We start from the raw sequence: 21,962 nt of genomic DNA, 5'->3' as shown, positions 1-21,962 counted from the left end.
GCTCCCGGTGGTCTGCCTTTTCTCTTTGTTAACCATAATTTTCTAAGACTTGAAGAGGTGGGTATTGCGTGTCGGGGCCAGATCAGTCTGTGCTCCAGGAGTGGGTTTCAATCACAATGGTTTTTCGTACATCAAGGCCAGACCTATTTGCAGCAGCAAAGGCAACCGGCAAGGCTTCGGCAAAGGCTGGTGGCGTTATGCTGGTTGGGCTATTGGTTGCGTTCTCCCTGATTGGTGCCAAGCCTGCGAAGGCCGATAATCTGGCGCAGATGCTCTACGACGTCTATGACAACAACCCGGACATTCATGCCGAACAGGCCGCCCAGGACATCAGGCGGGCCCAGACCAGGAAGGCCACGGCGGCCCTGATGCCACAGGTCAGCGCAGTCGCCTCCCATTCGCTGGTTGAGGAAAAGCTCAAGCTGTCCGGGGTCGACCGGATCCGCACCAGTCAATATGGCATCAAGGCAAGTCAACGCATCTTCAGTGGCTTTCAGAACAAGAACAATCTGATCAAGGCCAAGTATGAAGAGAAATCGGGATACTACCAGATGCGGAACCGCGAAAGGGAAGTGCTGCTCGAAGCGGTAAAGGCCTATATGGATGTTTATGCCGCACGCAAGATGATCACATTGCGCCGTCAGCATGTGGCCAATCTGGAAAAGCAACTGCGGGCCACACAAGCCCGTATTCGCGCTGGCGAGTTGACCCGCACGGACCTGTCAAAAACCAAGGCTTTGCTGTTTCGTGCCCGTGCATCTCTTGAAGGGGCCAAGGCCGATCTCGGTGGTGCAGCAGGTCGCTATGAAGCTTTGGTCGGATATCAACCCGGTGAGTTGATCTTCCCGCAAATGCCTGTGCGCTATATGCCTCAAACGCCGGAAGAAGCCCAGAAGAAGGCCTTGCAGATGCATCCGGACTTGCGTGCTTCTCGCGCCGGGGACAAGGCTGCGGACTATGCTGTGAAATCCGCAGAAGGAGCATTTCTGCCAACCGTAGATGTTTCGGGCGAGATGACAAAGAATTACGCCTCCAGCGTCTCCGAGACCGATCTGTCTGACCGCAGCTTTTCGCTGCGTCTCAGTTTGCCTCTGTTCGATGGTGGCGCACGCAAGGCCGATCTTGAAAGCGCAAGGGCGGCCCGCAGTCAGCAAAAGCACAAGTCAAATGCGCTTGCCGCCAACGTCAAGGCCAATGCCAAGGAGCAGTTCTTGCGCTACCAGGCTTCGGTTGCCTCTCTGGGGCAGGCTCGCCAGGAGGTGACAGCCGCAAAGGACCTTCTGCGCGGGGTAAGGGTCGAGGAAAAGGCGGGTCAGAGGTCTTATCTGGACATTCTTGATGCCGAAGTCTCTTTGCTTGACGCTCAGGAACTTGAAATCTACTCGCAGGCCGATACCGTAATCGCGATTTACTCTTTCCTTGCCGCGACCGGGCAATTGACGGTTTCAGGGGCGAGAAAAGAGTTCATTCGTCACGATCCCCAGACCGCAGCGGTGGTCGCCAAAGCACGCCGCATGGCAAGTTCAGCCGATGTCAAGGCGCGCAAAGCCGAGCCGCGAGATGCAAGCGACCCGTGGAGCGGCTTGCGCTGAATTAAGGCATGAACTACAGTGGCGCAAACTAACGCATTGAAAATAATGATGTATTTTCAATGGTGTGGGGCTGTAACCATTTCTTTACGATAGTTGTAGCTTTCAGGTCTTAACCTGTCAGAATGGCAATTCTGTACCTGCGCCATTAATATTTTTCTCCTATGGTGTCCCGGTCATATCCGAAAGCATGGCGCCCTTGGGGAAGAGCGCCCGGGGACTTGTGGGGCAAATCATGGCACTCATTTTGATCGTTGACGATCAGAACACCAATAGGCAGATCTATGCTCAGATCGCTCGGCGTATCGAAGCCGAAACGGAAGTTGTTACCTGCCCGGGCCCGATTGAGGCGCTTGAATGGCTGAAGGGAAACAACCCCGATCTGATCCTGACAGACTTCAGCATGCCCGGCATGCATGGGGACGATTTCATCGCGCAAATTCGCTCGGACAAACGCCTGACGGATGTTCCGATTATCGTCGTCACGGTTTTCGAAGATCGACGTCTGCGACTGCGCGCCCTTGATGCAGGTGCAACCGATCTTCTGATCAGCCCCGTCGATCATCGCGAATTCATTGCCCGAGCCCGAAATCTCCTCAAGATGTATCGCCAGAGCAAGGTTCTTTCGAACCGTGCCAACTCCCTGCTTGAATCCCTGAAAAAGAGCGAGAGCATACTCGCCTGGACTCAGCGCGAGAGCGAATCCCGTCTTGTCAACGTGATCAATACCCTGCCCGTCATGGTTAGTGCGACCGACCTTGATGGCTGCTACCTGTTCATGAATGTGAATCAGGCAAACTATCTGGGCCTGAAGGTTGGTCAGGTTGTCGGACGGCACCGCAAGGAATTTCTGGGCGCTCAAGTCGCTGATCGATATGATTCCATCGACCAGCTGGTCATCGCTTCGAAAAACGGCCTTCGCTCCTTCGAAGAGGAAATTCGGGGTGCCGACGATATCAAGCGCATTTTTCTGACGACAAAATCACCACTGGTGGAAGGCGACAGGGTGATCGGTGTCGTGACATCTTCCCAAGATATAACGGATCGCAAGGCCGCCGAGACCCATTTGCATCATCTGGCCCATCATGACACGCTGACTGGCCTTGCAAACAGGGCCTTGTTGCGGGATCGCGTCGAGCGAGAGATCGGCCGTTGTCGTCGTGGCGATGGTCGTTTTGCGCTGCATTTGATCGATCTGGATGGCTTCAAGCAGGTCAACGACGTGCATGGCCACGGGGTCGGGGACGAGTTGTTGATCAATGTCGGAGAAGGTCTGCGTTCAATCGCTGGTGAAGATGATCTTGTCGCCCGTATCGGTGGCGACGAATTTGCCATCCTGCAAGGCAATCTTTCCAACGACCATCAAATCGAGCAAATGGGAGACGCCATCGTTGAAGCGATGCCGGAAGCCATTTCCCATATCAAGCTTTCAACGCAGGTGACCGCCTCCGTTGGTATTTCCGTTCATCCCGAAGATGGCAACTCCTATGAATCGCTCATGCGCAATGCCGATCTGGCAATGTACCGAACCAAGGCGGCGAGCGGCAATGGTTTCAGCTTCTTTGTCTCCAATATGGATGCTCGGGCCCGCGAGGAGCAACGCCTTGACACAAGCCTGCGCGAGGCACTCAAGCATGATCGCTTCCAATTGCTCTATCAGCGTCAGGTAGATTTGAAAACCGGCCAGATCATCGGCTGTGAGGCCCTCTTGCGCATGAAGTCAGTCGATGGTGATCTCATCGTTCCGGGCAAGTTTCTTCCCCGCGCAGAGCGGAATGGCCTCATTATGCCCATCAATGAATGGGTCATTCGCGAGGCCTGTCGCCAGGGGGCCAAATGGCGCGAGATGGGGCTTCCCGAATTCACCATCGGGGTCAATCTCTCTCCTGTGCAGTTTCAGCGTCAGTCGGTGCCGCTTCTGGTGGCCCGTATTCTGGCAGAAACCGGTTTGCCGCCCCATCTTCTCGATCTGGAATTGACCGAGAGCATCGTTTTGCATGACCGTAAGCAGGTCGCCTTGCAACTCAACCAGTTGCACGATCTGGGTGTCAAGATTTCCATCGATGACTTCGGTACGGGCTGCTCTTCCCTCTCCTATGTCAAGCATTTCCCTGTCGACCGGCTCAAGATCGATCAGTCCTTTGTCCGTGATCTGACGGAAAACCCCTCCGATGCAGCCATTGTGCGAGCCACGATCAATCTGGGGCATTCGCTCGGGTTCGAGGTGATTGCAGAGGGAGTCGAAACCGAAGACATTGTTCAGTATCTGGAGCTTGAGCATTGCGACAAAGCGCAGGGTTACTATTTCGGCAAGCCGCAGCCAGCAGAGGAACTCGAAGTCGCGATTCGCTCTCAAATGGCGCTAAAATCAGCTTGTTCTTGAGCGAAAATGGAAGCGATAGAACATGGACTCCTCGACCGATTTGCCAAATAGACTTTCCGGCCAAGTGATGCGGTTGCGCATATTGCTTGGCGAAAGACAGGATAGCGAACATGACGCGCTATTCCTGAGGGTGTTCCTGTCGACCCTCTTTGCCGCCACCTGCCTGTTCATGATGCTTGTGCCCTCGCCTCTGCCGGGTGAGACGTTTCAAACCATTCTGGTCTTTGTTGGCCTTTATGCCGCGATCCTGTTGGCCGAGTTCGTCCACCTTCTGCACTCGCCGGGGATTTCGGTTGGCAGACGTCTGCTTTCCATCGCCAATGACCAGTTTCTTTTCACCGCAGTAGCCTTCATCATCGGGCCGTCCGGTGTCCATCTCTATCCGATTTATCTCTGGAGCCTTCTGGCGGCCGGCTTTCGCTATGGAACACCCTGTCTGCTCATGGCATCGCTTTTTTCCATTGTCATGCTGTCTGCCCACTATGACTATTTCGGCCTTTGGACGAGTGATTATCTGATTTGCCTGTCCCAGCTCGGTGGCGTTGTGACACTGGCGATTGTGGTGTCCATCTTCCTGCGCAGCAACCTCAAGCGCATCGCGGACGCCCAGGAAGCAAGCAAGGCCAAATCCGCCTATCTGGAAGGGATCAGCCACGAAGTTCGCACGCCTTTGCATGTCATCAAGGGCTTGAGTGATTTGCTCGGCGATACGGGGCTGACCACCGAACAGCGGCGCATGCTGGGAACCATTGAAGAATCCGGTGACACGCTTCTGCGGCTGATCAATCATCTGCTCGACTATGCCCGCGCAAAAAATGGCAAAATGCCATCGCAGAATGAGGATTTCGACCTTTTCGCTCTGATCGGACGGCTCTATCGGTCTTTCTCACCTCAGGCCCTGCAAAAACAGATCGATCTGACGGTTCACTTTGATCCCTCCCTCCGGCGGCTCTATTTCGGCAATTCCAGATTTCTTGAAGAAATTTTGAGGAATCTGCTCAGCAATGCTGTCAAATTCACCGAACAGGGCAGGGTTACGATAAGAGCGAGCCTCATCGAGAACAACTTGCGTGACCATGTCATCCGGTTTGACGTGATGGATACGGGCATCGGAGTATCGCTTGACGTGCAGTCACGGATCTTTGATCGCTTTACCCAGTCCGATGACTTGGTGTTGATCAAATTTGGTGGCTCGGGGCTCGGGCTTGCTCTGTGCCGCGAATATGCCGATGCGATGAATGGCAAGATCTATGTCAAGTCGCGGCTCGGAGAGGGGAGCTGTTTCTCTCTTCAAGTGCCTATCGCTCTGGGCTTGTCAGAGCTGGGTATGGACCTCCTGAAGGAGGATCAGGCGAACCCGATCAAACGGCACCTTGCCATGATCACGAGAGACGAGGCACTGGTTGGCATACTGAAAACGGAAAAGTTGCGTTGCGAACACTTCGCCGATGCGCAAACCGCGCTTGCCGGTCTCTTTGGCAGGCCATCCCAAGGTGGTCCCGCCCTTTTGCTCGTCGACCGGGACATGCTCGGCGAGGACATGGCCCGTTTCAAGCAGCAATTGGCAGACCGTGCAAAGGATCAATGCCCGCATGTCGTCTGGATCTGCCATGAGGGAGAAAGCGGACGTTCGCTTGCAAGGACGGCTGCACATCTTGGTCTTGCCTATCTGCCGAGGAATGAACTCAAGCATCGCATCAACAAACTGGTGTGTCTTTCTGACAGCCTGGTTGCGCATCCCGGACGAAAAGGCAGCGTGGCTCCTCTCCAGCAGGACCCGGCGGAGAAACCTCTTCACATTCTTGCTGCCGACGATAGCGGGACCAACAGGATGGTGATCGACAAGATGCTGACGAGCCTTGGCCACAGGGTCACGTTGGCGGAAAATGGCGAACAGGCACTCCGCTATTTGCAGGATGGTGACTTCGATCTGGCGTTTCTCGATATTCGCATGCCCGTACTGGACGGTTTGGAAGCCGCACGCCGGTTCAGGGCTTTCGCCGACGACAAGGGCCTTGCAAGGCGACCGGCCCTTCATGCCTTGACCGCAGACCCTTCAGAGCAGACGCGACAGTGCTGCCGGGAAGCGGGGATGACCTCTTGCCTGCTCAAGCCGATCGAGCGGGAAAGTCTCAAACACCTTATTGATCAATTCATTTTGGAAAGTCCGTATCTCGCTACCGGAAAAGCCGGTCACGCGGTGGCGGACAAATTGGGGATGGAAGATATGTTTGCAAATCATGTTATCGAAGATCTGCGCGATCTGGGCGGGGAGCAGTTTGTCGTCGATTTGGCCCATCAGTTCAGCGAAGATGGAATTGCCGCGCTCAAGCGCCTCAAAATGGCGGTCAACAACTGCGACGAGGAAGAGTTCCGTGATGGCTCTCATGCGCTTCGTTCGGCGGCTGCCAACATCGGAGCCCGGTCCGTTTTCGATCTCTGCCGCACCTGGCGCGATATAACACCCGCCGAACTGCATGAAGAAGGTGAGGATCATTTGATCAAGCTGGCGGGAAATCTCTCCGAGGCAATCGCTGATCTTGAGCATATTCTCTCGATCACATTGCCCAAGCCGGAAATGGACAGGACACGACACGCGGTCAATGCCTGAGCTGTCGCCTCTTGCATGAGACTGTCTCGATCCCTTGCGGACAAGCGGACTGCTGATGGAAAAGCACAGGGAGACGGCCTCGCAGGGGGTGTCTCGCGCCGAACGCGCTTGACCCGCTCTCTTCACTCGATTATTGCCAGAAGAAGAACAAGCAGAGATTTCCATTCCATCGAGTTAGCGCCCCAGCATGCCCCGCGACATCGCCCCAACTGATCCTACGGCTTTGGCACTTGATGAAGATCTGCCAGCAAAGGCCGGGGTGAAGGTCTGGGACGCCATCATTCTGGGCGCCGGGGCTGCGGGCCTGATGGCCGGTTTGACCGCCGCAAAGCGAGGGCGAAAGGTGCTGCTGCTCGACCATGCGAGAAGGGCCGGCGAAAAGATCCGGATCTCTGGCGGCGGGCGCTGCAATTTCACCAACCGGAACACCACGGCAAGCAATTTTCTTTCCGACAATCCCAGATTCTGCCTGTCTGCCCTCAAGGCCTTTACACCAGGAGATTTCCTCCGACTTGTCGAGGCGCATGGCATTGGCTGGCATGAAAAAACGCTCGGCCAGCTTTTTTGTGATGACACCGCAAGGGATATCGTCACCCTGCTTGTCGACGAACTGACCTTTGCTGGAGGAACGCTCTGTCTGGATACCGGGATCAAGGCCGTTGAGAAGCGGGACAATCTCTTTCATGTTGCGACAAGCCGGGGAAGCGAAAAGGCGCTCTCGCTCATTGTTGCGACCGGCGGCAAGTCGATTCCGAAAATGGGGGCGACCGGATTGGGCTATGATATCGCCCGCCAGTTTGGCCTCGCCATCACGCAGACGCGGCCCGGACTGGTACCGCTCACCTTTTCCGAAGAGCAGAAGGCATGGTCGACACCTCTCGTCGGGCTGTCTCTCGATGCTCTCGTCAGTTTCGGCAAGACCTCCTTTCGCGAAGGGCTGCTCTTCACACACCGAGGCTTGTCGGGTCCCTCCATTCTGCAAATCTCTTCCTATTGGCAGGAAGGCAAGGCCATCCGGATCAATCTGGCCCCGGATGCAGGCTGCCTTGAAATCCTCACCTCTGCCCGCACGCTGAGTCCCAAACAGGATGTGGCGACCGTTCTCGCCAACCTGTTGCCCAAACGGCTTGCCAGGGCGATTTGCGAGCGGGAAGGCGTCAAGGGCCATATTGCCGAGCTGGGCGACAAGGCTTTGCGCAAGCTCGATCAAGCGGTACATGACTGGCAATTGATCCCGGTCGGGACCGAAGGCTATCGAACTGCCGAGGTAACGCTTGGCGGTGTTGATACTAGGGCCATCTCGTCAAAGACCATGGAGGCGGTTGATGTGGACGGGCTCTATTTCGTGGGAGAGGTCCTTGATGTCACCGGCCAGTTGGGCGGATATAATTTTCAGTGGGCCTGGTCGTCTGGACATGCGGCAGGCAATGCAGTGTAACATGTACGGATGCTTGATATGCCGGGCCTTGTCTGGTTGCTGAAATTGAAAAGGGCAGAAAAAGCCACGACGCTCACACGTCCTTGAAGTCAGGAGCAGGGGAACTCATGAGCAAGATGATCAAACCGGAAATTCTGGCCCCCGTCGATGGGAGGCAATCCGAGCGAGCGCTTGAGATACAAAGGGGCACCGGGCGCTTGTTGCAGCGCCGCGGTTTTGTCAGCCTGCCTGAGATGACCCTGAAATCAGGACGTCGCGCAGATCTGCTCGCCATCAATGCCAAGGGTGAAATCTGGATCATCGAAATCAAGTCATCCATCGCCGACTTTCGAGCCGACAAGAAATGGCCCGACTATTGGGAATTCTGTGACCGGCTGTTCTTTGCTACCAATGAAGAAACCCCGCCCGAGATTTTCCCGCCTGAAGCAGGGCTGATCATCGCTGATGCCCATGGTGGAGAGGTTATTCGCGATGTCGAGCCGCAAAAGCTGGCCGCCGCGCGACGCAAGGCCCTTACCCTGCGCTTTGCCCAACTTGCCGCGTCCCGTCTGCATGCGATTCATGATCCGGGCGTTCCCACGACGATTGAACCTGTTAAGCTATAGGACCGTAAAAACACTCGAATTTGTATTAGATTTTTTATGCAACTTATAGTTAAACCTGATTTTCACGGGTTTTTTCGTTGATTTTGAAGAATTGTCTTGAAAATGACGCAAGAGCATGTGACAAAGCGGACCGCATTACTATTCTATTCGACCGCTGCCACCTCTACCAGGGCGTCAGTCTAGCGATACAGACTGGAGATGCCGCGCTATCGGCTTTCACGGATAGCATAACTGGAGATAATTGGTATGGCACAAGGTACCGTAAAGTGGTTTAATTCAACTAAAGGTTTTGGTTTCATCGCACCTGATGGCGGTGGCAAGGACGTTTTCGTTCACATTTCCGCTGTTGAGCGTTCCGGTCTGTCCGGTCTGGATGAAAACCAGAAAGTTTCCTACGAGCTCGAAAAAGGTCGCGATGGCCGCGAAAGCGCCGCTAACCTCGCTCTGCTCTAACAAGATGCGCCTTGCGCGCTCTTGGTAACAGGAACAAGCTATTCAAACCGGCCTTTTGGCCGGTTTGTTCATTTCTGGGGGGCATTGAGGTGCGGGTGCTCAACTGCACCCTAAGAGCACCTACAAGCATGGGAAGCGCCTATTTGGGGGCCCGCTTGGCCAGGATCCGTTGCAGGGTCCGCCGATGCATGTTGAGCCGACGCGCTGTCTCGGACACATTCCGATCGCACAATTCATAGATGCGCTGAATATGTTCCCAACGGACGCGGTCCGCTGACATGGGATTTTCAGGCGGTTCCACCCGTGAAGCATTTTCATTCATCAGGGCGCTGAAAATATCATCCGCGTCGGCTGGCTTTGCCAGATAGTCAACGGCACCCAGTTTGACGGCCGTGACAGCCGTGGTGATATTGCCATAGCCAGTGAGCATGATGGTGCGGGCATCCGGGTTCGCGTTGCGAATGGTTTCAACCACGTCCAGTCCATTGCCATCGCCAAGGCGCATGTCCACGACCGCATAACGGGGTGGTTCATTTTTGACGGCGGCCAAGGCATCGGCAACGCTATCGGCTGAAAAAACGGTAAAACCCCGGCTTTCCATGGCGCGTGCGAGCCGGATAAGAAATGGACGATCGTCATCAACAAGCAAGAGATAGCCTGGATGCGTACTAAGATCTTGTTCAACCGCTGTCATGTTTGCCCGTCCTGTCTAGATTGCGCTGATTCATCCGCTTGAAAGCCTTCTGAATTGGGGTGTGGCAATCGGTCTCGCCTATAATGTAGCATCAAACTTACCGCTTTTATTGATCTGCCTCAAGAACAGAACGCGGCCAAGTGATTTCGATCATTGCTCCGTTGATTTTACTGGCTTTTTTATACTTGTTCCCTAGTTTATTTATCTTTGGATCAATGGTAGTGACTTTTGCGCCGGTGCGCTCCAGCAAGGTCTTGGCAATGAAGAAACCAAGGCCCAATCCTCCCCCATTCATACCAGATCTTTGGTGTTGTGCCAAAGCTGGCCCAGAGGTTGCATCATAATCGAGTTGGGCAGAATTTGCACGAGTTGTGACAAATGGATCTCCCAACCGGTTCAAAATGGCGTCTGAAAAGCCCGGACCATCGTCGGCGATCAGAAGCATGACAGCGGTCTCGTTCCACTGCACCTCCAGCACCACGCGGCTATAGGCAAAGTCGACCGCATTTTCCACCAGATTGCTCAGGCCAAATAAAAGCCCCGGATTGCGCCATAAAACCGGTTGGTTTGAACGATCCTCGGGAAATATACGCTCGATCTCGACATTCGGATTTTCAAAGGGCTCGACAATTTCTGAAAGGAGCCCATCCAGCTGCATTTTTGTGAAGTTGCTGTGATCATCCCCTGAAAGGGACCTGAGTTTACCCATGATGACGCGGCAGCGCTCTGCCTGATTGCGGATGAGGCTTATGTCTTCCTTGAAGGGGCTGTCGTCATCCAGCTCCCGCTCAAGTTCCTTTGCAACCAGTTGAATGGTGGCGAGTGGAGTTCCGAGTTCATGGGCCGCAGCCGTTGCCAGACCGTCCAGGCTGGTCAGATGCTGCTCGTTGGCCAGAATGAGTTCGGTCGCCGACAGGGCATTGGCGAGCAAATGTCCTTCCTGCGCGATGCGTGAGGTATAGATACCCAAAAACAGCATGGTCAGCACAATTGCAATCCAGATGCCGAAAACATAGAGGAAGGGAAAGTGTGGCGGGCTGCCGTGATACCAGGGCAGCGGCTGATGAAAGAAGACCAGAAGCGTCGCAATGCCGGTAATCAGGATCGAAAGAAAAGCGGTATAGCGCGCAGGCTGCATGGTGGCCGAAACAATGGCGGGTACCAAGAGCAAGAGGCTGAAAGGATTTTGCAGGCCACCCGTCAGATAAAGCAAGGCACCCAGCTGTGCCGAGTCATAGGCCAGCAAAGCGGTTGCGGGCAACGGGCGCAGGCGCACGCTTTTACGGAACTGGGCTTGCAGAAAAAGATTGAGCAGCGCCGAAAGACCTATGAGCGCAATGCAGAAATTGGCATTGAAATAATATTCCAGGCCATGTCGAACCACAACAACAGCAGTTGCCTGTCCAGCCAGCGCCAGCCAGCGCAAACGGACAAGGGTGTCCAGCTTGATCTGTCTTTGTGCAAATATCGGATCGGACAGCGAGGCAAAAAGCATGATGGGACAGAGTAACCTTGGGGTCTTGCATAAAAGGATCGCAAGCCATTCTTGCCCGACGATCCCGCTATGGCAACCTGTTCTGATATATTGGGACAATTTCCTGATTGGACTGTCGTTGCCAGCAAGAAAATCGTTCCGAATGATGTTTTGCGAGGGTTTTCCTTGTTCTGGCTTTCCTGGTCACATGATCGTTGCCTTCATCTTCTGCTTCGGATCATGTGAATACAGTTTTTCTATTTCATCTGTACGGGCAGCTTTCAACCTATAATTGGATAAACGCAGCCTTTCTTGCCAAAAATTAATAAGCGGATAATGCAGACATGGCCCCGCTCACCATATCTTTCCTTTGCTCGAACCGTGTCTCAGAAGGTGTCAAATCAGGAATCCCGTCGGCACAATGGTAGCAATTCCGTCATTTCAAGGCCGGAATCGCAAATAAATTTAAAAAACAATGTCTTGAAGAACGATATTTACTGTCCCACCTCTTGTGGTGTGAGAGCGCATTGAACAAATCTTGAGGCAATACTTCATGTTCAATGTGTATAAAAGTGTAAACCGATTGGAAGGAAGACAATGTCACACTGTAAAAGCTTCAAATCATCTTGGAAAGGGTCTCATATAGCCTTGATGATTATTGGTTTCATTATCTTCTGGCCGCTAGGGCTTGCCATGTTGGCCTATATGATATGGGGTGATGAAATGCGTGAGATGTTCCAGGATTTCAAAACGAGACTTAACCGTGAATTCAAGGGCTCAGGCCGTCATCATTGCCACCATCGCGGGTTTGACAGAACCGGCAATGTTGCCTTTGACGACTATCGCAAGTCCGAACTTGAGCGTCTGGAAGAAGAACGCCGCAAACTGGAAGCAGAAAAAGCGGAATTCGAAGACTTCCTTGCTGAACTGCATCGTGCAAAAGACAAGGAAGAGTTTGACCGCTTCATGGCCGCTCGCCAGAATGCCCGTCCGACCATGACGACCGGCGAAACCTACTAACGCGCACGCCGCTTTGACCATGTATCATGGATCCTTGTGAGGAACAGGGAAAAGAGTGCGGGCAAAGCGTATGGTGCAAGAAAAGCTGACATAGCGATATGACAAGAGCGGGGCTGATGTTCCCGCTTTTTCTTTTTGTTTTCCGGCTGTTTTGGTCGACGGTAAATGAAGACTTGCATTTTCTTGCTGTTTTTAGCATTTTATCCGGGCTTCATCTGTATTCGTCAGATGACAGCTGAGTTCTCGGGGCGGGGTGAAAGTCCCCACCGGCGGTAAGAAGAGACGAGTGGCGGTCCAGGATCGGTTCCATCTTCAAGCCCGCGAGCGCATTCTTGGTTCATCGAACACGGTATCGGGAATGGTCCAGCAGATCTGGTGCAAGTCCAGGGCCGACGGTTAAAGTCCGGATGAAAGAGAACGTGATAGACCCATGTGCTGCTGTTGGAAGGATGCTTCCGGCGGAGTGGTACGTGCCTGCTATCCGTGCGTCCTGATTCTTTTGGCTTCGGTTCGGTCATGGTTTCATGCTGAACCCATGTAAGGAATGCGAAATGAATCAGATTTCCCAAACCTCTAGTGATGCTTCCCTGCCGGTCATGCGATCTGGCGCATTATGGGGCGCCATCTATATGATTGTTGCCGGCGTTGCCTTTGCGCTGGTCAACCTGTCTACGCAATATCTGACCATGAAACTCGGAGTCGGGTCGCTGGTCGTGGCCTTTGGCCAGTATTTTGTTGCCTTTGTCTGTAGCCTGCCCTGGCTTTTCAAGGTCGGGCTTGGTGCTGCACGGACCAGACAATTGGGCAAACATGTCCTGCGCGTTGTTTTCGCCGTGCTTGGCGTTCAGGCCTGGACTGCCGGGCTGGCCTATGTGCCGATCTGGCAGGCGATTGCACTCATCATGACATCGCCCTTTTTCGTTACATTGGGAGCCTACCTGTTCCTCAAGGAACGGATCGGCCCACACCGTCTGGCGGCAACGGTGATCGGCTTTGTCGGGGGCATGATCATTCTTGCGCCCTGGTCTGATGACTTTTCCCTTTATGCATTTTGGCCCGTACTGGCCGCCGCCTGCTGGGCCGCAACCTCTCTGATGACCAAGACACTTACGGGTGACGAGGCGCCGGAAGCTGTCACGATTTATCTCTTGTTGCTCATGACCCCGGTCAATGCGGTGATGCTGCTTGGAGGCGAGCTGGCAATGCCGTCCATGTTGGCTCTGGGGGTGCTGCTGGTGTCGGGATTGTTGGTCTATATTGCCCAATTGTTGATCGCGCGCGCCTATGCGGTGGCTGATGCCGCCTATGTGCAGCCATTTGACCATATCAAGATGGCCTTCAATGTTTTGGCTGGCTGGCTGGCATTCGGTTTTGCTCCCGTTGGCATCTTCTGGCTCGGAGCTCTTCTGATCGTAGGCGCGTCTCTTTACATCCTGCATCGTGAGACGAAAGTTTGATGAGAATGCCGGGTTAATGCGTATCTGTGCCCTGTCAGGTTAAGTTGTGAAAATGCAATTGATACCTTACTTATGGCTGTAGACAGATGAGTTTTGTTCGCTGTTGTTTTTTCTGATCAGAAAAAAAATCGGCAGAAAAGGGCCCTTTTAGGGCCCTTTTTTTCTGTCTGGACACGGGCTTGGGTAATTTTGGGTATTATAAACCAAAATCCAGTTTATTGGTTTGTTAACCATAACTTGTTAAATCGGTATACTAGATAGTTAAAAATAACCCTGACAAAAGTGGCGACAGAAACTATGTCTATCAAGCACCGCCTGATCCTCACCTTGACCAGCGTTGTCATCGTTGCGCTGGTTTTGATGACCTTGGCAAGTTCCCTGCTCATTCGCAATCTGATCGAGGTTGCCGAAGAGCGTGAAATCAACGCCTATATTGCTGAATTCGACAGCCTGATTGTTAACTGGAATTCTGATGCGGCGAACCGGGCCGCACTGGTTGCCGAAATGCCGATTGTCAAAAAGGCAATGGCGGAAAAGGACAGGGAAACCCTGAGCGCCTTGTTTGATTCAGGCTTTGCCAAGTGGAAAGAGGAAAACGGGGTGCAGCAGTTCCAGTTCCACCTCCCTCCGGCGACCTCTTTCCACCGGGTGCACAAACCGGCCAAGCATGGGGACGATCTTTCCGGCTTCCGCAAGACAGTCGTGACGGCCAATGCTGACAGCAAGATGGTTATGGGGCTTGAGCGCGGCCGGGGAGGGATCGGCGTAAGAGGTGTCGTTCCGGTTACCAGTGAAGGCCAGCATGTCGGAACCGTTGAATTCGGTCTGACATTCAACAAGCAGCTCTTTGAGAAATTTGTCGATAACCGGGAGTTGCAAACCGAATTCTACCTGCTGCCTGACACGAGCTTTGAGCAGTTTGATGCAAATACCGGCGAAGTCGAGTTGTTTGCCTCCACAATGGGCAGCGGGGCAATGGTCGACAAGGCCACTCTGATGACGGCTCTGGACAAAACCGAATTTCTTGAGCCGCGAAGAATAGGCAAGGCAACCTTCGCATCCGCCTTGCATCCGGTTCGGGACTTTTCCGGGCGGACCATCGGTCTGCTGCATATGCTGGTTCCTGTCGATTATTTCACAGGCATCTGGAACGATTATCTCTGGACCTCGGCTCTGGTGCTTGTTGGCTTGACACTTGTCGGGATCATCATTGGCTATTGGCAGGCACATATGATCAATGCGCCCCTATCGCGTCTTCACAAGGCAATGGTTGATCTGTCAAATGGCGTCTTGAGCGTGACCGTTCCTGACAGCGACCGGGCAGATGAAATCGGCACGATGGCCAAAACGCTCGAAGTCTTCAGGGGATGCGCCCTTCAGGCCAACGAGCTTTCTCTTGCGGAGAAGGAAACCCGCAAGCAGGAAGACACAAGGCACGAGCGCGTTACCGCCCTCATCAACAATTTCAATCACGAAGTGAAGCAGGTTCTGGCCAGCGTTACCGATCACGCCAAGCGTATGGAGAATGACGCCAGGGTACTGACCGAGATCGCCGATGAAACCGCAAAGCGTTCCGGAACCGCCGGGGAAGCCTCCCAAACGGCAGCCGACAATGTCAATGCAGTGGCCTCTGCCGCCGAAGAACTGGCCGCCTCGATCAACAGCATCAACCAGCAGGTCAGGCAAACCGGGGCCATCATCGAGAACGCAACCCAGGCCGCCGTCCAGTCCAATGACAAGGTAGAGAGCCTCGAAGCCGCATCGACCCGGATTGGAGAGGTCGTCAATCTCATTCGTGAGATCGCCGAACAGACCAACCTTCTGGCTCTCAACGCCACAATTGAAGCGGCAAGAGCTGGCGAAATGGGCAAGGGCTTCGCAGTTGTTGCCGCTGAAGTCAAGGAATTGGCCAATCAGACCAGCAAGGCAACCGAGGAGATTTCGCAACAGGTTGGCGACATTCAGAATTCCAGCCGAGATGCAGCCGGATCAATTGGATCGATTGCGGAAATCATGGGCGAGGTCACGTCTCATACGGCCTCGATTGCCGCCGCAGTCGGGCAGCAGGGTGCCGCGACCAATGAGATTTCTCAGGCTGTGGCTCAGGTTGTGGAAGGCACGCGATCAGTTTCGACCAATGTGTCCGACGTCACAGACAAGGCTGAAGAAACCACGCAGCGGGCTTCCGGCGTTTCCAGCGCATCCAGGGATGTTGCGGAGCGCGCTCAGGAGCTAGAGAGAATGATTGCCGCCTTCCTCAAGGACGTTGAAGCGGCCTGATCCGGGTATATTTGACAAACTCAGCATTCACCCGACCTGACAGGACCTAGTCAGGCCGGGTTTTTGCTGCGTCGACTGAAAACGCAGCGAGCTGGGGCCGCCCGGATTTGCGATATTGCCGGTGGATGGTGTCAAGTTTGAATTTGACCCGGTCATGCACCGGCTTACCCTCAGCATATGATTTGATCAGCCAAGGCGGGAGAGTGATGACATGACGCAAGATGGGGGCTTGATCCTTGAAAGTCACTGGTGTGATGATGGCGGCGAGACAGGCCAGATGCATTTGCGGATACGTGCAAGACCGGGCACGGAGCTGGCTGTTTCCACTCGTCTCGCCATTACCATGCTGGTTCGCATTCCGCCTCAGACCGAACTGACAGACGCACGTTTCATTTCCCGAACGGCCAATTATCACGAGCTTCAGCCTCTCAAGCCCCTCAAGGCGGATGCGGATGGGGTACTGTGGCAGATTGTGATTCCGCGCCTCTCCCATCGTCCGCGTCATTTTACCGATGGTCCATCCTGCGCCTTCCTCATTCTGCCCGACGGCCACACGAAAGAGATTGCGTGCCGGCCATTTGCCCCCGCAGCTCAGGGCATGGCGCCACCTCCTGCAACGCCTGCAATGGAAAAAGGGGCTGAGGCATCTGGTAGGCACAGTGATGCTCTTGAGCTGGGGCTGTTGCCTGCTGCCAATCGCGTGTCGATTGGTGTCTGGGACACAACACCGCCGGATGCGTTTCTGCTGCCTTTGGCCTTGCAAGGGGAAGGCCGGATCATCAACCAACTCTATCAGCGCCTGTATCAGCTTCCCGGACCATTCGCCGATGATCATGATGGGACGTCCATTCTGTTCAACCAGGTGCCTGAGGATGATGGGAGCCAAGCCGCCGAAGCCTATGCCCTGTCCTTTTCTGCCGATGGAGTGGAGATCAAGACCCGCCTATCCTGCGCCCTTTCCGCTCTGATCGCTCTGGCGCAGATCTGGCACGCAGCACGCAAGGATCCGCAACAATTTGGGTTCCCGAAAAGCGGGCAGATCGAGGATGGACCCATGTATGACTGGCGTGGCATGCATCTTGATGTCGCGCGGCAGGTCTATTCGACCAAGGCCCTTTGTGACATGGTCGACTGTCTCGCCTGGCACCGGTTCAATCGCTTTCACATTCATCTCACCGATGATGAAGGTTGGCGTCTCGAAAGCCTTGCCTATCCGCAGTTGACCGAGATAGGGGCCTGGCGCGGCCATGGGATGCCACTTCTGCCCCAGCATGGGTCCGGCCCTGCCCGTCATGGCGGATTTTTCTCCAGGGCCGAAATGCGGACGATCCTAGACCATGCGGCACTTTTTAATATCGAGATTGTGCCTGAAATTGACGTGCCCGGACACTGCCACGCGGCGATTGTCTCATTGCCGCAACTTCTAGACCCAAGCGCCCTTGAGGGTGGAACCTCGGTTCAGGGCTATGTCAACAACGCGCTCAATCCCGGATTGGCCGCGACCTGGAACTTTCTGGACACGATTTTTGGCGAGGTCTCGGACCTCTTTCCCGGCCCCTACATTCATATCGGGGGCGATGAAGTGGCCCCGGCCGCCTGGAGCGGCTCGGTTGCGGCCTCCAGTTGGGCAAGGGCGAAGGGGTTGTGCGACAAGGATGGCAAGGCAGACAGCGCAAAGATGCAGGCCAGCCTGTTGCGCTTTGTTGCAAACAGGCTCGCACGCTCTGGCAAGACACCCCTTGCATGGGAGGAGGCTGCCGAGGGCGGTGGGCTCGACCCGGAGCACGCCGTTCTGATGGCATGGATGCATGCCAGAAGCGGCCCTGACCTCGCAAGCAAGGGCTACAGGGTCATTCTATGCCCCGGCGAAGCCTATTATCTCGACATGGCGCAGTCTGATCGGTGGCAGGAGCCTGGGCTGGCCTGGGCCGGCACTTCATCCTCTCGCACCACCTATGAGTTTGAACCGCTTGACAGCATGGCCGATTGGCATGGCCGATTGCTTGGCATTCAGGGATGTATCTGGAGCGAAACCCTCACATCACGCGAGCGCTTCAACCATATGGTCTTCCCGCGTCTTTCAGCCATTGCCGAAAGCGGATGGAGCGCTCCGGCAATGAAAAACTGGACCGGCTTCTCAAAAAGAGCCGCACTGATGCCCCGGCTGCCTGACTAGGCCGCCGGGTTATGGTCATATTGACCACCATCACGATATCGCCAGAGATAACTTGGCAGAATGGCTTCTATTGCTGTGGGGTTGATGCCGATGCCAGCAAAATCCCGACCTTCTTTGGTCGCCTGTTCGGATACGACATTGTCTGACTTGAGCAATTTGACCTGATCCTGGGTGAGGACGGGGGTCATGGGCAGTTTTTCGAAAACCCAACCCATGGCGGAAGCGGTCCAAAGCGGGATCGGCAAAAGAAGCCGACTCTTTCCGGTTTCCTTGATCATCATTTCAAGCAGATTCCTGAAACTTTTCACATCGGGTCCACCAAGTTCATAGATACGTCCTGCTTCAAGCTCTCCGTCAACGGCCCGCGCGATTGCCTCGGCAACATCCCCGACAAAAGCTGGCTGAAACAGGGTCTGCCCACCTCCTACAAGGGGCAAAAACGGCGACAGATCGGCCATGGCGGCAAATTTGTTGAAAAAGTCGTCTTCGGCTCCGATCAGTAAAGACGGGCGCATGATAATCGCGTCAGGGAGGGCTGTCAGAACAGCCTCTTCGCCTTCCGCTTTGCTGCGTGCATAAGCAGAATGGGACGCCTTGTCAGCCCCGATAGCGGAAATCTGGACAAAGCGACCTACGCCGGCGTCTTTCGCTGCCTGTGCAATCCGCCTGGCGCCATCCCGATGCACGGATGAAAACTTTTGGCGGCTGGTCTCGAACAGGATGCCGACGAGATTAATGACAGCATCGCTTCCAGAAAGCGCTTTGGCGACCGACTGGCCATCTCGCAAATTGGCCTGCACAGCCATGATCTGCCCGACGGTGCCGAGTGGTTGCAGATATCCGGCGAGGTTCGGCTTTCGAACCGCGACGCGAATCCGATAGCCTCTTCTGGCAAGCGCTCCGACAACATGACGGCCCAAAAATCCCGAACCACCAAAGACGGTTACGATCTGTTCGCTTGGCTTCTTCATCGCGCCTTCTCCAATCTTAACTGACGGCGGGCATGGCCCTCCGGCAGGCAAAAAACAAGTTTCCACGGTCACAGTCTTCAAACGAGCCGGATCGACATTTGGATCACTTGTGTTGTTTCGATATCCAATCCTGCACCATTAACCAGAGGCCGCACAATGGTGAAGAGTACAATGGCTGGTTCATTCGTAAAAACCTCTATTTTCCAGAGACCTTTTATCATTCTGCTGTGAATGATGTGAATTGTTCACATTTTCAAATTCTTTGCGTTGACAATGTCTGATCAGAGCCGTAAAAACCGCCTCACACCTGAGTTGCCCAGGTGGCGGAACTGGTAGACGCGCTAGCTTCAGGTGCTAGTGGCCGTATGGTCGTGGAGGTTCGAGTCCTCTTCTGGGCACCAATTACTCTTCCCACAAAATCCGAGTAAGTTTGAAAAGCCTTGAATTGTCTGGTATTTTAAAAGCCATTCATTCCACGGGCGTCTTGTCATATCCAGCTATATCCAACCCAAGCAGGGGTAACTTTCGGGGTAACTGCAACAAGATCGGGCGTTCCTGAATGGGAGTTACCCCAAATGGCGCTTTCAAGCTCTGCGATCAAGAATGCCAAGCCTAAAGAAAAACCATATAAACTCTTTGATGGACAAGGGCTTTTTCTTTTAGTCAATACTAATGGCCGGAAATGGTGGCGGCATAAATATGCTTTCGATGGCAAAGAAAAACTATTGTCATTTGGCACCTATCCAGAAGTTAGCCTTAAAGAGGCGCGGGCTAAGCGGGAAGATGCAAGAAAGCTCTTGGCAAGTGGGCAAGATCCGTCAATGAGGCGCAAAGAGGAAAGCTTGCAAAGAACTCTAGCTAATGCCCAAACCTTTTCGTCGGTGGCACAAGAGCTAATCGAAAAAAGAGAGAGGGAAGGGATTTCGGAGGCTACACATAAAAAGATGCTGTGGTTTGCCAGCAAGCTTGAGGACACCATTGGTAACCGGCCTGTGAGTGAAATATTGCCTCTTGAAATACTGCAAATTTTACGGGTGATTGAATCTAGAGGAAATTTGGAAACGGCAAAGCGCGTTCGGGCTTTTGCTTCCAGAGTGTTTCGATATGCGATCATTACTGGCCGCGCTACAGTGAATCCCGCAGCAGATTTGGCAGAAGCCATTACATCACCGACAGTCAAACACTATTCCGCAATTATTGACCCCGCTGAGTTGGGTGGGTTACTGAGAGCGATAGATGGTTTTGATGGGGCTGTAATAACTAAACTTGCTTTGCAACTAACCCCTCACGTGTTTGTGCGTCCGGGAGAACTCAGACGAGCTGAGTGGAGCGAGATCGATCAGGAAGCAGCAGTTTGGCGTATTCCGGCTGAAAAGATGAAAATGCGCAGTGAGCATATTGTGCCTCTTTCGCGCCAGTCACTACAAATCATCAAGTCAGCTCAAGCGATTTCATCCAGCAGCAGTTATGTTTTTCCCTCAGTCCGCACGAACACAAGACCCATGTCAGAGAATACTATAAATGCGGCCTTGCGGCGAATGGGCTTCACCAAAGCAGAGATGACCGCTCATGGCTTTCGAAGTTCCGCCAGCACATTGCTAAATGAATCAGGTAAATGGTCTTCTGATGCTATTGAGAGGGCTCTGGCGCATAAAGACAGCAATACCATTCGCGGGATCTATCATCGAGGCGCTCATTGGCAAGAGCGCGTGGAAATGGCGCAATGGTGGTCAGACTATCTCGATACCTTGCGGGATGGAGGGAAGGTTCTGCCATTCAGCGCTCACAGCGACAAAGGTTAAACTTGGCAAGGTGCCATCTATAGGTGCATTCTTTAGGTCGTGATTTGGAACGATTGAGAGAAGCAAATGGATGGGTTGGACTATTGGCTTTATTGTGAGGAATACACGATTGTTCAGGCTGCATTATTGGTTGTTGGTTGTGATCCAGGAGAGGACGAAAAATACGTTGAAGACTGGGAACCACGCAGCCAGCCCAAAGGATACAGTGCTGTAAAAGCTGGATTGGTGAACGCAATCAATGCAAAGCGGTTAAATGCGAATTATGTTGAAGCGACAATTGAGGATGCGTCGGTCGACGGGACGTTTTCTCTGCAGACGGTTAATCTCGGAGAACCTGATATTTTTAAAACGACTATCCATGTCCGTGAACTAAGAAAATTTATGGGTGAAAAGAAATTTGCAGAAAGCATATTTGCACGTCACGACTTTTTCAAAGATCACGTGATGGAACGTGACGCAAATTCTTACCCCCCAAAGCTTTCTGCTGCGATTCATGCGTTCCAAGCGGTTTACAATAATCCAGAATTGACCAGAGGGAAGTCTCCCAAACAAGCCTTGGAGAAATGGCTACTAGATCACGCTAAAGAGTGCGGCTTAACCAAGCTAGATGGAACTCCGAACAAAAATGCAATTAAACAGGCCAGTGAAGTTGCTAACTGGAAACCAACAGGCGGAGCCACACCAACTCCTGAGATCAAGGTCGATTCTGTGTCCTCAAAGGATTTTGGAAGCCCTTCGCACAATGGATTTGGTGGTGGCTTCGGAAGCCTTGCGGGAGGATCTGGTTTTGGGGGACGACAAAAAGACGGGCAGAAGTCAGGTTTTCAAGAAGATGAAATGGATGATGACATTCCATTCTGAATGCATACTGTAGAGGTTTCGAACTACCTCTATATAGCTTTGCTTTAACCTATGGATAGGTTCGGAAAAACATACCCATGGGTAAGGAGAAACCTATAGGTGGGTTTGAGGGCAAAGGTGATCATGATATGTTTGTCTTGTTCTTAGC

The 21,962-nt window shown here is 53.5% G+C and carries 15 protein-coding genes, 1 tRNA gene and 1 riboswitch; of the genes, 13 read left to right on the top strand and 3 right to left on the bottom strand.

Annotated elements, in window-relative coordinates; genetic code table 11:
- The first annotated feature begins 116 nt into the window (after positions 1 to 116).
- The 6 genes from ACHZB8_RS13710 (at position 117) to ACHZB8_RS13685 (ending at position 9,079) form a co-directional block, all read left to right on the top strand.
- On the top strand, positions 117 to 1,592 hold the full coding sequence (locus tag ACHZB8_RS13710) for a TolC family outer membrane protein (protein ID WP_316861137.1): 1,476 nt from the start codon (positions 117 to 119) through the stop codon (positions 1,590 to 1,592).
- Between the two features lie 232 nt (positions 1,593 to 1,824).
- Positions 1,825 to 3,972: an EAL domain-containing protein gene (locus tag ACHZB8_RS13705; RefSeq protein WP_316861135.1), complete on the top strand. Its 2,148-nt coding sequence runs from the start codon at positions 1,825 to 1,827 to the stop codon at positions 3,970 to 3,972.
- Positions 3,973 to 3,994: 22 nt separating this feature from the next.
- Complete coding sequence (locus ACHZB8_RS13700; RefSeq protein WP_316861133.1) at positions 3,995 to 6,583, top strand: ATP-binding protein; 2,589 nt, start codon at positions 3,995 to 3,997, stop codon at positions 6,581 to 6,583.
- A gap of 187 nt (positions 6,584 to 6,770) precedes the next feature.
- Positions 6,771 to 8,021, top strand: coding sequence for an NAD(P)/FAD-dependent oxidoreductase (locus ACHZB8_RS13695; RefSeq protein WP_394706199.1), 1,251 nt, complete (start codon positions 6,771 to 6,773; stop codon positions 8,019 to 8,021).
- A gap of 107 nt (positions 8,022 to 8,128) precedes the next feature.
- Positions 8,129 to 8,626, top strand: coding sequence for an MmcB family DNA repair protein (locus tag ACHZB8_RS13690; RefSeq protein WP_316861131.1), 498 nt, complete (start codon positions 8,129 to 8,131; stop codon positions 8,624 to 8,626).
- 246 nt (positions 8,627 to 8,872) lie between these two features.
- A complete protein-coding gene (locus ACHZB8_RS13685) occupies positions 8,873 to 9,079 on the top strand; it encodes a cold-shock protein (protein ID WP_316861129.1) in 207 nt (68 codons plus the stop codon).
- Between the two features lie 139 nt (positions 9,080 to 9,218).
- Here the strand turns inward: ACHZB8_RS13685 and ACHZB8_RS13680 are convergent, their stop codons facing one another.
- Both ACHZB8_RS13680 and ACHZB8_RS13675 read right to left on the bottom strand, forming a co-directional pair.
- Entirely contained in the window at positions 9,219 to 9,773 is a 555-nt protein-coding gene (locus ACHZB8_RS13680) for an ActR/PrrA/RegA family redox response regulator transcription factor (RefSeq protein ID WP_316861127.1), read from the bottom strand.
- Positions 9,774 to 9,879: 106 nt separating this feature from the next.
- Positions 9,880 to 11,268 (bottom strand): ActS/PrrB/RegB family redox-sensitive histidine kinase, encoded by a 1,389-nt coding sequence (locus tag ACHZB8_RS13675; protein ID WP_316861125.1) that lies wholly within the window; start codon positions 11,266 to 11,268, stop codon positions 9,880 to 9,882.
- A 576-nt stretch (positions 11,269 to 11,844) separates the two neighbouring features.
- Between ACHZB8_RS13675 and ACHZB8_RS13670 the strand changes: the two genes are divergently transcribed.
- The 4 genes from ACHZB8_RS13670 to ACHZB8_RS13655 all read left to right on the top strand — a co-directional run bounded on the left by ACHZB8_RS13670 (position 11,845) and on the right by ACHZB8_RS13655 (position 18,180).
- The gene (locus ACHZB8_RS13670) at positions 11,845 to 12,267 is read left to right on the top strand and encodes a DUF2852 domain-containing protein (RefSeq protein WP_316861124.1); all 423 of its coding nucleotides are present in this window, start codon (positions 11,845 to 11,847) and stop codon (positions 12,265 to 12,267) included.
- A gap of 235 nt (positions 12,268 to 12,502) precedes the next feature.
- A riboswitch (FMN riboswitch) is annotated at positions 12,503 to 12,690 on the top strand.
- Between the two features lie 128 nt (positions 12,691 to 12,818).
- Positions 12,819 to 13,724: a DMT family transporter gene (locus ACHZB8_RS13665; protein WP_316861123.1), complete on the top strand. Its 906-nt coding sequence runs from the start codon at positions 12,819 to 12,821 to the stop codon at positions 13,722 to 13,724.
- A gap of 297 nt (positions 13,725 to 14,021) precedes the next feature.
- On the top strand, positions 14,022 to 16,004 hold the full coding sequence (locus ACHZB8_RS13660) for a cache domain-containing protein (RefSeq protein WP_316861122.1): 1,983 nt from the start codon (positions 14,022 to 14,024) through the stop codon (positions 16,002 to 16,004).
- A 211-nt stretch (positions 16,005 to 16,215) separates the two neighbouring features.
- Positions 16,216 to 18,180, top strand: a complete 1,965-nt coding sequence (locus ACHZB8_RS13655; protein WP_316861120.1) for a family 20 glycosylhydrolase — start codon at positions 16,216 to 16,218, stop codon at positions 18,178 to 18,180.
- On the opposite strand, the gene ACHZB8_RS13650 is transcribed toward ACHZB8_RS13655, so the two are convergent.
- The gene (locus tag ACHZB8_RS13650) at positions 18,177 to 19,151 is read right to left on the bottom strand and encodes a complex I NDUFA9 subunit family protein (RefSeq protein WP_316861119.1); all 975 of its coding nucleotides are present in this window, start codon (positions 19,149 to 19,151) and stop codon (positions 18,177 to 18,179) included. The two genes, ACHZB8_RS13655 and ACHZB8_RS13650, sit on opposite strands and share 4 nt — an antisense overlap.
- A 314-nt stretch (positions 19,152 to 19,465) precedes the next feature.
- On the opposite strand from ACHZB8_RS13650, the gene ACHZB8_RS13645 reads away from it, so the two are divergent.
- The 3 genes from ACHZB8_RS13645 (at position 19,466) to ACHZB8_RS13635 (ending at position 21,814) form a co-directional block, all read left to right on the top strand.
- A tRNA-Leu gene (locus ACHZB8_RS13645) sits at positions 19,466 to 19,552 on the top strand.
- 174 nt (positions 19,553 to 19,726) lie between these two features.
- The gene (locus ACHZB8_RS13640; protein WP_316861118.1) at positions 19,727 to 20,953 is read left to right on the top strand and encodes an integrase arm-type DNA-binding domain-containing protein; all 1,227 of its coding nucleotides are present in this window, start codon (positions 19,727 to 19,729) and stop codon (positions 20,951 to 20,953) included.
- A 66-nt stretch (positions 20,954 to 21,019) separates the two neighbouring features.
- Positions 21,020 to 21,814, top strand: a complete 795-nt coding sequence (locus ACHZB8_RS13635; protein WP_316861117.1) for a hypothetical protein — start codon at positions 21,020 to 21,022, stop codon at positions 21,812 to 21,814.
- Positions 21,815 to 21,962 lie beyond the last annotated feature (148 nt).

The sequence above is a fragment of the uncultured Cohaesibacter sp. genome (assembly GCF_963556055.3).
Lineage (GTDB): Bacteria > Pseudomonadota > Alphaproteobacteria > Rhizobiales > Cohaesibacteraceae > Cohaesibacter.
The sequence above is the reverse complement of the archived record's forward strand: the minus strand, read 5'-3'. Positions and strand labels throughout refer to the sequence as shown.

Excerpts from the sequence above, each read along its gene's own strand:
- ACHZB8_RS13705 (WP_316861135.1), top strand. The coding sequence starts at position 1,825 with ATGGCACTCATTTTGATCGTTGACGATCAGAACACCAATAGGCAGATC.
- ACHZB8_RS13675 (WP_316861125.1), bottom strand. The coding sequence starts at position 11,268 with ATGCTTTTTGCCTCGCTGTCCGATCCGATATTTGCACAAAGACAGATC.
- ACHZB8_RS13635 (WP_316861117.1), top strand. The coding sequence starts at position 21,020 with ATGGATGGGTTGGACTATTGGCTTTATTGTGAGGAATACACGATTGTT.
- ACHZB8_RS13680 (WP_316861127.1), bottom strand. The coding sequence starts at position 9,773 with ATGACAGCGGTTGAACAAGATCTTAGTACGCATCCAGGCTATCTCTTG.
- ACHZB8_RS13655 (WP_316861120.1), top strand. The coding sequence starts at position 16,216 with ATGACGCAAGATGGGGGCTTGATCCTTGAAAGTCACTGGTGTGATGAT.
- ACHZB8_RS13650 (WP_316861119.1), bottom strand. The coding sequence starts at position 19,151 with ATGAAGAAGCCAAGCGAACAGATCGTAACCGTCTTTGGTGGTTCGGGA.
- ACHZB8_RS13670 (WP_316861124.1), top strand. The coding sequence starts at position 11,845 with ATGTCACACTGTAAAAGCTTCAAATCATCTTGGAAAGGGTCTCATATA.
- ACHZB8_RS13695 (WP_394706199.1), top strand. The coding sequence starts at position 6,771 with ATGCCCCGCGACATCGCCCCAACTGATCCTACGGCTTTGGCACTTGAT.
- ACHZB8_RS13640 (WP_316861118.1), top strand. The coding sequence starts at position 19,727 with ATGGCGCTTTCAAGCTCTGCGATCAAGAATGCCAAGCCTAAAGAAAAA.
- ACHZB8_RS13685 (WP_316861129.1), top strand. The coding sequence starts at position 8,873 with ATGGCACAAGGTACCGTAAAGTGGTTTAATTCAACTAAAGGTTTTGGT.
- ACHZB8_RS13665 (WP_316861123.1), top strand. The coding sequence starts at position 12,819 with ATGAATCAGATTTCCCAAACCTCTAGTGATGCTTCCCTGCCGGTCATG.
- ACHZB8_RS13700 (WP_316861133.1), top strand. The coding sequence starts at position 3,995 with ATGGACTCCTCGACCGATTTGCCAAATAGACTTTCCGGCCAAGTGATG.
- ACHZB8_RS13660 (WP_316861122.1), top strand. The coding sequence starts at position 14,022 with ATGTCTATCAAGCACCGCCTGATCCTCACCTTGACCAGCGTTGTCATC.
- ACHZB8_RS13690 (WP_316861131.1), top strand. The coding sequence starts at position 8,129 with ATGAGCAAGATGATCAAACCGGAAATTCTGGCCCCCGTCGATGGGAGG.
- ACHZB8_RS13710 (WP_316861137.1), top strand. The coding sequence starts at position 117 with ATGGTTTTTCGTACATCAAGGCCAGACCTATTTGCAGCAGCAAAGGCA.